This window comes from Candidatus Accumulibacter similis, from assembly GCA_013347225.1.
GTDB classification, from domain to species: domain Bacteria; phylum Pseudomonadota; class Gammaproteobacteria; order Burkholderiales; family Rhodocyclaceae; genus Accumulibacter; species Accumulibacter similis.
The window spans coordinates 2,209,529-2,222,417 of sequence record CP054595.1 but is presented as its reverse complement, the minus strand read 5'-3'; the positions used below and the strand labels follow the sequence as shown (position 1 = coordinate 2,222,417).

9 protein-coding genes are annotated in these 12,889 nt (G+C 65.9%); 7 read left to right on the top strand and 2 right to left on the bottom strand.

Features of this window, described 5'->3' with window-relative positions; translation table 11 throughout:
* Positions 1–29 precede the first annotated feature (29 nt).
* The gene (locus HT579_10190; protein ID QKS29247.1) at positions 30–1,709 is read right to left on the bottom strand and encodes an acyl-CoA/acyl-ACP dehydrogenase; all 1,680 of its coding nucleotides are present in this window, start codon (positions 1,707–1,709) and stop codon (positions 30–32) included.
* Between the two features lie 39 nt (positions 1,710–1,748).
* Entirely contained in the window at positions 1,749–3,191 is a 1,443-nt protein-coding gene (locus tag HT579_10185; GenBank protein ID QKS29246.1) for a phosphoenolpyruvate kinase, read from the bottom strand.
* Between the two features lie 1,131 nt (positions 3,192–4,322).
* Between HT579_10185 and HT579_10180 the strand changes: the two genes are divergently transcribed.
* The 7 genes from HT579_10180 to HT579_10150 all read left to right on the top strand — a co-directional run bounded on the left by HT579_10180 (position 4,323) and on the right by HT579_10150 (position 12,865).
* Positions 4,323–5,543, top strand: coding sequence for a 2-methylfumaryl-CoA isomerase (locus tag HT579_10180; GenBank protein ID QKS29245.1), 1,221 nt, complete (start codon positions 4,323–4,325; stop codon positions 5,541–5,543).
* A gap of 66 nt (positions 5,544–5,609) precedes the next feature.
* A complete protein-coding gene (locus tag HT579_10175) occupies positions 5,610–6,653 on the top strand; it encodes a CoA ester lyase (protein QKS29244.1) in 1,044 nt (347 codons plus the stop codon).
* Between the two features lie 33 nt (positions 6,654–6,686).
* Complete coding sequence (locus tag HT579_10170; GenBank protein ID QKS29243.1) at positions 6,687–7,745, top strand: MaoC family dehydratase; 1,059 nt, start codon at positions 6,687–6,689, stop codon at positions 7,743–7,745.
* Between the two features lie 630 nt (positions 7,746–8,375).
* Positions 8,376–8,972: a 2-oxoacid:acceptor oxidoreductase family protein gene (locus HT579_10165; protein ID QKS29242.1), complete on the top strand. Its 597-nt coding sequence runs from the start codon at positions 8,376–8,378 to the stop codon at positions 8,970–8,972.
* Entirely contained in the window at positions 8,965–10,218 is a 1,254-nt protein-coding gene (porA, locus tag HT579_10160; GenBank protein ID QKS29241.1) for a pyruvate ferredoxin oxidoreductase, read from the top strand. The genes HT579_10165 and porA overlap by 8 nt, the downstream gene beginning before the upstream one ends.
* A gap of 11 nt (positions 10,219–10,229) precedes the next feature.
* Positions 10,230–11,243, top strand: a complete 1,014-nt coding sequence (locus tag HT579_10155; GenBank protein QKS29240.1) for a pyruvate ferredoxin oxidoreductase — start codon at positions 10,230–10,232, stop codon at positions 11,241–11,243.
* Complete coding sequence (locus tag HT579_10150; GenBank protein QKS29239.1) at positions 11,243–12,865, top strand: NAD(P)-binding protein; 1,623 nt, start codon at positions 11,243–11,245, stop codon at positions 12,863–12,865. The genes HT579_10155 and HT579_10150 overlap by 1 nt, the downstream gene beginning before the upstream one ends.
* Positions 12,866–12,889 lie beyond the last annotated feature (24 nt).

Here is a 12,889-nt window from a genome sequence, read left to right as displayed (position 1 = left end):
TGCGAAACGCGCCGTGGCGGCTGCAGCCCCTACTGGACGGCGTCGATCAATGAACGGGCAATGACTTTCAGGGCCAGGGTTTCCTCCGCGCCCTCGAAGATCGACAGCACCCGCGCATCCAGGAAGTAGCGGCTGACGGCCGTCTCCTCGGCATAACCCATGCCGCCGTGAATCTGCATCGCCTCGCGTGTCAGCCACTCGGCGGTGCGGCAGGTAAACAGCTTGACCATGCTCGCTTCCATCTGCCCCTGACCCTGGTCCATCAGCCGACCGACGGCATAGGTGAATTGACGCGAGACGGTCAGCAGCGTCGCCATGCGCGCCAGCTTGACGCGCGTCAGCTGAAAGTCGCCGATCGGCTTGCCGAATGCCTTGCGCTCCTGGGCGTAGGAAACCGCCTTCTCGAACGCTGCCTGCATGACGCCAATGGCCCGCGCAGCGGTCTGGATGCGACCACCGGCAAAGCCGGCCATGGTGAAGTAGAAACCCTTGCCCTCGCCCTCCGGCCCCCCGACCAGGTTTTCGTCGGGCACGAAGACGTGGTCGAAGAAGACCTCGTAGGAATGCATTCCGCGGTAGCCGATGGTGGCGATCGCGCGGCCGCTGAGAACGCCTCCTCCGGGCTGGCGGTACTCGAAGTCGTGACCCGCGTACGAATCCTTCTCGACCAGGAACATGCTGAGCCCCTTGTGGCCCAGCGAGCGGTCGGGGTTGGAGCGGGCGAGGACGAGCAGGACGCCGGCCTTGCCGGCCATCGTGCACCAGGTCTTGACCCCGTCGAGGATCCAGCCGCCCTCGCACTTGCTGGCCTTGAGGCGCATGGCGGCGACGTCCGAACCGGTATCCGGCTCGGTGACGGCGATGGCGCACAGCGGATCGCCCATCGCCACCCGTGGCAGCCACTTCTCGCGCTGCGCCTCGGTGCCGCCCTTGAGCAGCGACCGGCTGAGTATCTCCGGTCGCGTGATCAGGCTGCCGGCGCCACCGAGCGAGCCCCGCGACAGTTCTTCGGTGACGACGATCATCCCCATGTTGTCTTCATGATCGTCGCTCTGGATGCCGCCGTAGCGCTCGGGGATCGACAGGCCGAAACAGCCCATCTCGGTCAGCGGCTCGAGAATCTCCTGCGGGATGATCCGGTCGTGGCGATGGATTTCCTCGGCCAGCGGCATCACCACGTTCGTCGCCAGCTTGCGGAACGAATCCTGCATCATGGTCGCATCATCGCTGAGCATGTAGGCGCCGCTGGCCCCATTCAGCGCCATGACGTCACGGCCGAGCGCTTCGAGGTGAGCGGCGTCGAGCTGCAACTGGCAGAAACGGCTGAGGCCGGAGGAAGCCAGCGCGGCGACATCCGCCTCGCTCAGACCGAAACTCTGCGGTCTCGCCCACAACCGGTTGTGAATGTTCTGCAGTGCCTCGGCGCAGAACGCCAGCGCCATCCGCTCCTCGAGGCAGACGCCGCCGCCCTGCTGGCCGGCAGCCACCACCCTGGCGGCGTAGTCCGCGGCAAAACGCGCCGCGGTCGCTTCGGCGGCACACCAGGCCAGATCGAAACTGGCCATCTGGTGCTCGTCGAGTTTCTCGTTCGACACGCCCTTGCTGCCCATGCACCGCTGCTTCATCCAGCCCAGCGCTTTCCCGATCGCCGCATCGGCTGCATCGAGATACGGCAACCCCCCCTGGATCCCGCAGTTGACCTCAGTCATCACTCATTCCTTTCTGCTTGCGTGGTTCCGGAGCGGTGTCTATTGCCGTGTCCGGTTATTGACGATGCGGACAAACGAACGCGAGCGCAGTTCGTCCAGAGTGATCCCCGTTGCCAGCACTTCCTGCTCCGTGATGGCACCGCAGGCCATGCCGCGCAGGAAGAAGTTCAGCAGCCCCTGACCGGTGGCCGCGTCGTCGAAAGTGTTGCCCACCAGCGTCGCCTGTGCTGCCTTGTTCAGGAAGGCATTCAGCCGCGCCGAGGCATCCTGCAGCCCGCTGAGGAAAAAGGTGTCGACCGCCGCATAGCGCACCGGCAGCTGCCCGGGGTTGAGGTCCCATCCCTGATAGTAGGCATGCTGCAGCGAGTGCATGATGTTGTCGTAATGCAGCTTCCAGGCGCCGTGCACGACGGCGCGGTTCTCGTCCAGCTGCTGTGGCGAAAGGGCGGACCCCGCGGAGGCCTTGTGCGGCCCGATCGGCATGCTGGTGGTCGCGCCATCGCTGATCGTGATGCCGGTACCGGCGAGGCTGACCTGCAGCACGTGGCGGGCGAAGTCGCACGAGGGGTGGGTGTGGCTCTGGTGCGCGGCCGTGATGTTGCACGAGGCGGTGTAATCGTATGTGCCGAAGATCGCCGACCGGCAGCGGCCGGCAGCGGCTGCAACGAGCAGCGGCACCGTGTTCTCGCCGCGGTGGTTGATGATCGACTGGGTCGTCTCGATCATGATCTCCATGCGCAGCGAGTCCTTCGGATAACCCAGCCGCGCCTCGAGCCTTGCCAGAATGCCGGCACAGGCCGACACCTGCTCCGGAGTCGTCACCTTGGGCAGGGTGACGATGAAGTTCTCCGGCAAGCGGCTGCCGGTCTTCTGTGCCAGCCGTGTGAGGAAGATGTCGAGCGTGCGGATCGAGCGCACCTTGCACTCGTCGGAGAAGGTCTTGATGCGAATGCCGATGAACGGCGAGAGGACGCTCTCGCTCATCCCCTTGGCGACCTCGTCCGCTGCGGCGACGGCATGACCATCCTCCTCGTCGTCCGGCCGATTGCCGTAGCCATCCTCGAAGTCGATGCGGTTGTCCTCGATGGGCTCGGTCCGCAGCTTCTTGACGACCCGGTTATAGACGGTGAATGCCAGCCAGGCAGCCTGCTTGATCTCGCGCACCTGCTCCGGGTTGCTTTCCAGCGCCCGGGTCAGGCTGTCGATTTCGACCGGGTTGCTGGGCAGGGTCTCCGCACCCGGCAAACCGAGAACGCGGGCGAAAACGTGATAGTTCGGCGCATAGGTGTCGAGGGTCTTCAGCGCCACCTCGCCGAGTTTGCCGGCAAACCCGGCCTTGAACAGATTGGCCCCGCCGTAAACCGTGTGTACCGGCTGCCTCTCGGAGGAATCCGCGGGGTAATGCCCCTTGAAGGCTGCATTCGCCTCGTGCAGCTCGCCATAGCAGGCGTTGAGTTCGTCAGGGGTCAGCGTGAGCTTCATGTGTTGCCTCCGTAATCGTTTCTGAGGTCAGGGGAATACGTCATTCGCGTGCCAGTCGCGCCAGCGACGCACGACCAATCCCTCGCCCGCAATCGGCAGAGGGGTCGGGGATAGGGAAAGGATGGCTGCCGGATCGCAGCCCGCCACGCCGAAAGGGGCGGGCAAGCTGCCGCCCGCTGCGGCCCGCGACCTCTGCCGGCCGGCGCGAGCGATTCCAGGACGGCCATCGCCGCCGCGTGCTGGCGTCGCCCTGAATGCGCCGGCCACGTCCCCGGGACGGGGAGGAGGAAGCGCCGCCAGCGACTTGGCCGTACACGGCGCTGCCGGCAACCGGCAACGGCATCGGCTGGCGACCCAGGCTGGCGAACGGTCGCCGGCAGAAGCCCGGGCTGGCGCGCGACGGCATCCGGCGAGGTCGGAACGGAAACGAGGACAAGCCGCTCCCGCCCGCCAACGACAGGCTGCTCCCTGGCTCCTTCTTCGCCGGTCAGGTTCCACCTTCGACTCGCAAGTATTGCTGTCCGGCAAGCGGCGTCCTCGCCGGGCCACCTGCAGCCCCGGACTTCGCTCGCCCCCCCCAAATGCCATTGCCGGCGCCCGAGACGCCTGCGACTGCCAAGCCAACGCCGTTGCGACTCGTGCCTGCGTACTGCGTGACCGCCCGCCAGGGCCCTTCGCGCAGCAGCCGACTGCCGCCTCTGCAGGTTCCACGGTGGCTTCGCGCCGACACGACGATGGACTGCCCGACCGTTCCCGCAAGACTGGAACCACTATAGACCATGCCTGACCACTTTTCCAGGCGGGTTTCGGATCTCCCGCTCATGCCGGCGCCGATGCTGCTGACGCCTCGCGCCAGGCCCATCCGAGTGCACGCAGGACGGCCCCAGGCCACCGACGCGCCCCCGATGCCCGCACCCTTGCGGGTCGCGTCCATTGCCAAGGCGTCGCCACTTATACCGGCGACCGCCTTTTGAAACTATACTGCGAGGCTTGCTTTGGCGCCGGGTGGCACACGCCAATCGATCGGCCTGCCGGCCGTGCCCGGCGTGCGGCGATCGCTGCAGGCCCACCGGCGGCCGAGGAGCGGCCGGGCAATGCCGGCGCTATCTGAAACGGGGGGTCAAGCCGGCAATGCAGGGAATACTCAAGGGTTTGCGAGTCGTCGAGGGATCGGCCTTCGTCGCCGCACCACTCGGCGGGATGACGCTCGCGCAACTCGGTGCCGAGGTCATCCGCTTCGACCCGCCTGGCGGTGGCCTCGACCAGGGTCGCTGGCCACTGACCCTCGATGGCCGGCACAGCCTGTTCTGGGCCGGTCTGAACAAGGGCAAGCGGTCGATCGTCGTCGATTTCCGCTTCCCGCGCGGACAGGAGCTGCTGACACAGCTGATCTGCGCGCCGGGCGAGCACGCCGGCCTGTTCAGCACCAACTTCCCGGCCAGGGGCTGGTTGGCTTACGAGGTGCTGCAGGCACACCGCCAGGACCTCATCATGGTCAACCTCAGCGGACGCCGTGACGGCAGCTCGGAGGTGGACTACACGCTGAACCCGCAGGTCGGCCTGCCGATGATGACCGGACCGATCAGTTCGCCGGAAATGGTCAATCACGTCTTCCCCGCCTGGGATTTCATCAGCGGCCAGATGATCGCCGTCGGCCTGCTGGCCGCCGAGCGGCATCGGCGCCTGAGCGGTGAAGGACAACTCGTCCGCTTGGCGCTGAAGGACGTGGCGCTGGCCATGCTCGGCAATTTCGGCATGCTGGCCGAGGTGATGGTCAATGACAGCGACCGGCCGCGGCAGGGCAACTATCTGTATGGCGCTTTCGGCCGCGACTTCGCAACGCTCGACGGCAAGCGGGTGATGATCGTCGGTCTGACGGCCATGCAATGGCACCGCCTGCTGAAGGCCACCGGTCTGCGCGAGGCAATCGCCACCCTCGCTGCCCGCCTCGGCCTCGACCTCGAGAATGAAGGCAACCGCTATCGGGCGCGGCAACAGATCGCTGCCCTGCTCGACCCGTGGTTTCATGCCCGCACGCTCGCCGAGGCGGCGCAGACCCTCGATGCGCATGGCGTCACCTGGGGTCCGTACCGGAGCGTGCGTGAAGCGATCGCGCTCGACCCGGACTGTTCGACCGACAACCCGATGTTTTCGCTGGTCGACCAGCCGGGCGTCGGCTCCTACCTGATGCCAGCGACACCGCTGGACTTCAGCCGCGTACCGCGCCTGCCGGCGATGCCGGCGCCGAGGCTCGGCGAGCACACCGACGAGATTCTGCTCGACATTCTCGGCTTGAGCGAGGCCGAGGTGGGCCGCCTGCACGACGCGCGCATCGTTGCCGGACCGGCCTGACACCACCGCTGCAGGACACTTCCTGCCGCCGCACCCATCCGCTTTCTTGCTACCAGGGGAAACGCCATGAAACTGCCCGTCCATTTCTACAAACCGCTCGCCATCGGTGCGCCGCAACCCCTGCGTGAACTGCCGGTACGACCCGAAAGGATGATCCACTTCTTTCCGCCGCACATCGAGAAGATTCGCGCCAAGGCGCCGGAGACCGCCCGGCAGTGCGACGTCCTGTGCGGCAACCTCGAGGACGCGATCCCGATCGACGCCAAGGAAGCGGCGCGTTCCGGCTTCATCGAACTGTTGCGCCAGCACGATTTCGGCGACACCGCGATGTGGGTGCGCGTCAATGCGCTGAACAGCCCATGGGTTCTCGATGACCTTGAACAGATCATCCGCCATGTCGGCAACAAACTCGACGTGATCATGATTCCCAAGGTCGAGGGACCGTGGGACATCCATTTCGTCGATCAGTACGTCGCGCTACTGGAAGCGAAGTACGCGGTGCGCAAGCCGATCCTGCTGCACGCACTGCTGGAGACGGCGCAGGGTGTCACCAACGTCGAGGCGATCTGCGGCGCCAGCCCGCGCATGCATGGCCTCAGCCTGGGCCCGGCCGATCTGGCGGCTTCCCGCGGCATGAAGACGACGCGCGTCGGCGGCGGCCATCCGGGCTACGGCGTCCTCGCCGACCCCGAGGCGGGCCAGGCGCAGCGCCCCTTCTTCCAGCAGGACCTCTGGCATTACACGGTCGCGCGCATGGTCGACGCAGCCGTCGCACATGGTCTGCGCTCGTTCTACGGGCCGTTTGGCGACCTCAAGGACGAAGCCGCCTGCGAGGCGCAGTTCCGCAATGCCTTCCTGATGGGCTGCTCGGGTGCCTGGTCGCTGGCACCGAACCAGATAGCCATCGCCAAGCGCGTTTTCAGCCCCGAGATCAAGGAAGTCCTCTTCGCCAAGCGTATCCTCGAGGCGATGCCTGACGGCAGCGGCGTGGCGACGATCGACGGCAAGATGCAGGACGATGCCACCTGGAAACAGGCGAAGGTCATTGTCGACCTGGCGCGGCTGGTCGCCCGACGCGACCCCGAGCTCGCCGCCGCCTATGGCCTGTAGGAAACCCGATCAACGGCAGAGGGAGGACATTCAGTGAGAGCGAAGAACAGACTCGGCAACTTCTTTGAGGATTTCCAGGTTGGCCAGAAGATCGCCCATGCGCCGCCGCGAACGATCACCGAAGGCGACGTTGCGCTGTACACGGCCCTGACCGGATCGCGCTTCGCGACCACCTCCGCCGATACCTTCGCCCACAGTCTCGGCTTCCCGCGCGCGCCGGTCGACGACCTGCTCGCGCTCAACATGGTGTTCGGGCGCACGGTGCAGGACATCTCGCTCAACGCCGTTGCCAACCTGGGCTACGCGGCCGGCCGTTTCGGCCACCCGGTCTATCCGGGCGACACGCTGAGCGCCGACTCGACGGTGATCGGGCTCAAGGAGAACAGCGACGGCAGGTCCGGCATCGTCCACGTCCGTTCTTGCGGCGTCAACCAGCGCGGCCAGATCGCCCTCGAATACTGCCGCTGGGTGATGGTGCACAAGCGCGATCCGCAGTCGCCGGCCCCGCCGACCTGTGTCCCCGAGTTGCCCGAGGCGATCGATGTGAGCGAACTGGTCGTGCCGGCGGGAATCCGCCTCAGCCAGTACGACGGCTCGCTGGCCGGCAGCGACGAACTGTGGGAAGACTATGCTGCCGGCGAGCGCATCGACCACGTCGACGGGATGACGATCGAAGAGAGCGAACACATGCTGGCCACCCGCCTCTACCAGAACGCCTCGCGTGTGCATTTCAACCAGCAGAGCGAGCGCGGCGGCCGTTTTGGGCGGCGCGTGGTCTATGGCGGGCACATCGTCAGCCTGGCACGGGCGCTGTCGTTCAACGGGCTCGCCAATGCCTTCAGCATCGCCGCCATCAATGGCGGGCGGCACGTCAGCCCCGCCTTCGCCGGCGACACCATCTACGCGTGGACGGAAGTCATCGAGCCGCTGGCACTACCCGGGCGCAGCGACGTCGGCGCACTGCGGCTGCGTACCGTGGCTACCAAGGACCTGCCGTGTGCCAACTTCCCGTACCGGACCGCAGACGGAGCCTACGAGACGGGTGTACTGCTCGATTTCGACTACACCGTGCTGATCCCCCGCCGGGCGTAGCAACGCGGGCGCCGCACGGATCGCGCTTCGCCGCGCGCCGCCAGGGATGGCGAACAAGGCTTCCGGGCGCAGATCGTGCCGATCGACACCCGCCACGGGCTGCGGCGGGTCGCCTGCCCGTGCCGACCAGCGGAAGAGCATGAAGCTGCCGTCGTCGCTGGGCGGAGCGGCGACGATCAGGCAGGACGACCCCGTCAGTTCAATGCTGCGGAACCGGCGGCCAGCGAGGTCGATTTCGCTCGCCACGCGAGATTCTGTGGGCGGCCCCGCCGGCCACCACCGCTGCGGAGCTGAGCAGGAGGACCAATAGCGCCCGCTACCGAGGCAACGGGGTTGCGCGCCCGATCAGCAGATTGTCGACTTCATCATCCGGCGAGACGCCGAGGAAACGCGTCCTGTCGACGGCCCGACGGACAGCGGCCGGCCTCGCCAGCAGCCCCAGCTGACGACCGTCGCCCGGCGACCGCGCGGTCAGCGTCGCCTTCTGTCCTGGCGCGCCGATCCTGAGCGGACTCTTCACATCGTGGCGGGAACCTTCACCATACGCCGCGGTATCGTTGTTTTCATCGGAGTTGAACTCGGCTATGCTGCGCGAACGTCGAAAGAACGATGTAAAACAATGGAGGAAATATGTTCCAGGTCCGAATACACGGTCGCGGCGGCCAAGGCGTGGTGACGGCTGCCGAGATGCTGTCGATTGCTGCTTTTGAGGAGGGCCGCCACGCTCAGGCCTTCCCGAGTTTCGGTTCGGAACGGACCGGTGCCCCTGTCGTCGCCTTCTGCCGCATCGCCGACAAGGAGATCCGGCTGCGCGAACCGATCATGGAACCGGACGCACTGATCATCCAGGATCCCACCCTGCTCTATCAGGTCGATGTCTTCAGCGGCCTGAAGAAGAACGGCTACATCCTGATCAACACCAGCCGCAGCTTCGACGAACTGGGCCTCGGCGATTATGTCCGCGACTGGCCGAAGGAGCGCCTGTGCACGGTGCCGGCCACCGACCTCAGCCGCAAGCATGTCGGCCGGCCGATGCCGAACGTGCCGCTGCTGGCCGGTTTTGCCGCCGCCTCGGGGATCATTCGCCTGGAATCGGTGATCCAGGCGATCAACGCCAAGTTCTCCGACAAGGTGGCGAGCAGCAACGTCGCCGCCGCCAGCGAGGCTTTCCAGTTCGTCGTCGATGAGATCGCGGGCGCGCGGCACGAGGAGACTGCACATGCTTAAACAGACCGAGGGTTCACACGCCGTCGCCGAAGCGGTCGCACTCTGTCGGCCGGAGGTGATCTGCGCCTATCCGATCTCGCCGCAGACGCACATCGTCGAAGGCCTTGGCGAAATGGTCAAGGCGGGTGAGGTTGCCAACTGCGAGTTCATCAACGTCGAGTCCGAGTTCGCCGCCATGAGCGTCGCCATCGGCTCGTCGGCTACCGGCGCCCGGACGTACACGGCCACTGCCTCGCAGGGCTTGCTGTTCATGGTCGAGGCCGTCTACAACGCTTCCGGACTCGGACTGCCGATCGTCATGACGGTCGCCAACCGCGCCATCGGTGCGCCGATCAACATCTGGAACGACCACTCCGACTCGCTGTCGCAGCGCGACTGCGGCTGGATCCAGCTGTTTGCCGAAACCAACCAGGAGGCGCTCGACCTGCACATCCAGGCCTTCAAGCTGGCCGAAGAGGTCAGCCTGCCGGTGATGGTGTGCATGGACGGCTTCATCCTGACGCACGCCTACGAGCGCGTCGACGTCCCGACGCAGGAGCAGGTCGACGCCTTCCTGCCGCCGTACGAGCCCCGCCAGGTGCTCGATCCGAAGGAGCCGGTGTCGATCGGCGCGATGGTCGGTCCGGAAGCCTTTTCCGAGGTCCGTTACCTGGCGCACGCGAAGCAGATGCAGGCGCTCGAGCGGATTCCACAGCTGGCCGAGCAGTTCAAGGCGGTCTTCGGCCGCGATTCCGGTGGCCTGACCCACAGTTACCTGGTTGACGATGCCGACATCGTCGTCGTCGCCATGGGCTCGGTCCTCGGCACGATCAAGGACACCGTCGACGAGATGCGCCAGGAGGGCCAGCGGATCGGCGTCCTCGGCATCACCTCGTACCGTCCGTTCCCGCTCGACAACGTCCGTGCCGCGCTGCAGAACGCGCAGCGTGTGGTGGTCCTCGAGAAGAGCCTGGCGGTCGGCATCGGCGGCATTCTGTCGACCGACGTGCGCATGGCGATGTCCGGGTTGCAGTTGCACGGCCATACCGTGGTCGCCGGACTCGGCGGCCGCGCCATCACGCGCAAGTCGCTGCGCGGACTGTTCAGCAAGGCGATCAGTGGCGAGCTCGGCCACCTCACGTTCCTCGATCTCGACTGGAAGGTCGTCAACAAGCAGCTCGAACGTGAGCGCACCACGCGCCGTTCGGGTCCGGCAGCCGAGAGCATGCTGCGCGATATCGGCGTCGTTGCCGCCCGCATCGGCTGAGGAGAACGATCATGAGCTTCCAACCCGTTCATTTCTACCAGACCGGCACCTTCACGGTCGGCAACCGCCTGCTCTCCGCCGAGGAGCGCAGCGTCCAGGCCAACGTCGAGCGCACCAATTCACTCAACTCGGGACACCGCGCCTGTCAGGGCTGCGGCGAGGCGCTTGGCGCCCGCTACGCGATCGATGCGGCGATGAATGCCGCCCGCGGACGCCTGATCGCTGCCAACGCCACCGGCTGCCTCGAGGTCTTCTCGACCCCTTACCCGGAAACCTCCTGGCAAATCCCGTGGATTCACTCGCTGTTCGGCAACACGGCGGCAATCGGTACCGGCATCGCCGCGGCGATCAAGGTCAAGCGGCAGAAGGGCCAGATGGATGACGTCCGCGTCGTCGCCCAGGGCGGTGACGGCGGCACGACCGACATCGGTTTCGGCTGTCTGTCCGGGATGTTCGAGCGCAACGACGATGTGCTCTACATCTGCTACGACAACGGCGGCTACATGAACACCGGCGTCCAGCGCAGTTCGGCGACGCCACCGGCAGCCCGCACGGCGACCACCATGCCGGTCGGGCCGGAGCCGGGCAACAATTTCGGCCAAGGCAAGTTCGTGCCGGCGATCGCCATGGCACACGAGATCCCCTACGTCGCAACGGCGACCGTCGCCGACCTGCGCGACCTCGAGTACAAGGTCACCAAGGCGATGGGTCTGCGTGGCGCCCGCTACATCCACATTCTCGTGCCCTGCCCGCTCGGCTGGGGCGCGGCGTCACAGGACACCATCAAGCTGGCGCGACTGGCGAAGGAAACCGGCATCTTCCCGGTGTTCGAGGCCGAAAATGGCGAGGTCACGGGGGTTCTCAAGATCCGCCGGCCGCAACCCGTCGAGGAATACCTCAAGTTGCAGAAGCGCTATGCACACCTGTTCGGCAAGAAGCCGGCAGTGGAGACGATCGCGCGCCTGCAGGCGGCTGCAGACAAGAACATTCGCAAGTACGGACTGCTCGACCAGGAGGCGAACTGATGGACAAACCCTTTGCGATCACACTGGATCCCGGCTCATCGCTGGCCAACCGCACCGGCTCCTGGCGCACCTCGCGGCCGGTCTATCTCGACCGCCTGCCACCGTGCAACAAGCAGTGCCCGGCCGGCGAGGACATCCAGGGCTGGTTGTTCCACGCCGAATCGGGCGACTACGAAAGCGCCTGGCGACACCTGACGAAAGACAACCCGTTCCCGGCGATCATGGGGCGGGTCTGCTATCACACCTGCGAGGGCGCCTGCAACCGCGGCCAGCTCGATGCGCCGGTGGGCATCAATTCGGTCGAACGCTTCCTCGGCGACGAGGCGCTCAAGCGCGGCTGGAAACTGACGGCGCCTGCCAGCGAGTCGGGCAAGCGCGTCCTGATAGTCGGCGCCGGACCATCGGGAATGTCGGCCGCCTACCACCTGCGCCGCCTCGGCCACCAGGTCACGGTGCAGGAAGCCGGGCCACTGCTCGGCGGCATGATGCGCTTCGGCATTCCCAAATACCGCCTGCCGCGCGACGTGCTGGAAGCCGAGATGCAGCGGGTCGTCGACCTCGGTGTCACTGTGAAGCTCGGCAGCAAGGTCGAGAACATCCTCGCGACGATGCAGGATGGTGGCTTCGACGCGGCCTTCCTCGCGGTCGGCGCACACATCGGCAAGCGGGCAATGATTCCCGCCGGTGACGCGGCGAAGATCATCGATGCCATCTCGTTGCTGCGCAGCATGGAGGGAGAGGACAAGCCGCTGCTCGGCCGCCGCGTAGTCGTCTATGGTGGCGGCAACACGGCCATCGACGTTGCCCGCACGGCCAAGCGCATGGGGGCCGAACCACTGATCGTCTATCGCCGCACGCGTGAGAAGATGCCGGCGCACGACTTCGAAGTCGAAGAGGCGCTGCAGGAAGGCATCATGGTCAAGTGGCTGTCGACGATCAAGCAGGCGCACGAATCCTCGCTGACGATCGAGAAGATGGCACTCGACAGCAAGGGCTTCCCGCAACCGACGGGCGAGTACGAGACCATCGAGGCCGACTCGCTGGTGCTGGCTCTGGGTCAGGATGTCGATCTCGGGCTGCTCGAGGGAGTGCCCGGACTCCAGGTCAGCGACGGTGTGGTGCAGGTCAACGCCAACATGATGACCGGTCACGCCGGAATCTTTGCCGGCGGCGACATGGTGCCGGCCGAGCGCAACGTCACGGTCGCGATCGGTCACGGCAAGAAGGCGGCGCGGAACATCGATGCCTGGCTGCGGGGCGAAGAGTATGTGGCACCACCCAAGCATGAGGTGGCGACCTTCGAAAACCTCAACACCTGGTATTACGCCGATGCACCGAAGACGGTGCGACCGATGCTCGACATCATTCGCCGCCAGTCGACCTTCGAAGAGGTGCAGGGTGGGCTGGACGAGAGCAACGCCCTCTTCGAGGCGCGGCGCTGCCTGTCTTGTGGCAACTGCTTCGAATGCGACAACTGCTATGGCGTCTGCCCCGACAATGCGGTGATCAAGCTCGGCCCCGGCAAGCGCTTCGAGTTCAATTACGACTACTGCAAGGGTTGCGGCATGTGCGTTGCCGAATGCCCCTGCGGCGCGATCAAGATGGAGGCGGAAGAGATATAGTCCCGTCCGCCTTGCCCGGGCTTT

Coding starts and splice junctions, on each gene's coding strand:
- HT579_10150 (QKS29239.1), top strand. CDS start 11,243: ATGGACAAACCCTTTGCGATCACACTGGATCCCGGCTCATCGCTGGCC.
- HT579_10155 (QKS29240.1), top strand. CDS start 10,230: ATGAGCTTCCAACCCGTTCATTTCTACCAGACCGGCACCTTCACGGTC.
- porA (QKS29241.1), top strand. CDS start 8,965: ATGCTTAAACAGACCGAGGGTTCACACGCCGTCGCCGAAGCGGTCGCA.
- HT579_10165 (QKS29242.1), top strand. CDS start 8,376: ATGTTCCAGGTCCGAATACACGGTCGCGGCGGCCAAGGCGTGGTGACG.
- HT579_10190 (QKS29247.1), bottom strand. CDS start 1,709: ATGACTGAGGTCAACTGCGGGATCCAGGGGGGGTTGCCGTATCTCGAT.
- HT579_10185 (QKS29246.1), bottom strand. CDS start 3,191: ATGAAGCTCACGCTGACCCCTGACGAACTCAACGCCTGCTATGGCGAG.
- HT579_10180 (QKS29245.1), top strand. CDS start 4,323: ATGCAGGGAATACTCAAGGGTTTGCGAGTCGTCGAGGGATCGGCCTTC.
- HT579_10175 (QKS29244.1), top strand. CDS start 5,610: ATGAAACTGCCCGTCCATTTCTACAAACCGCTCGCCATCGGTGCGCCG.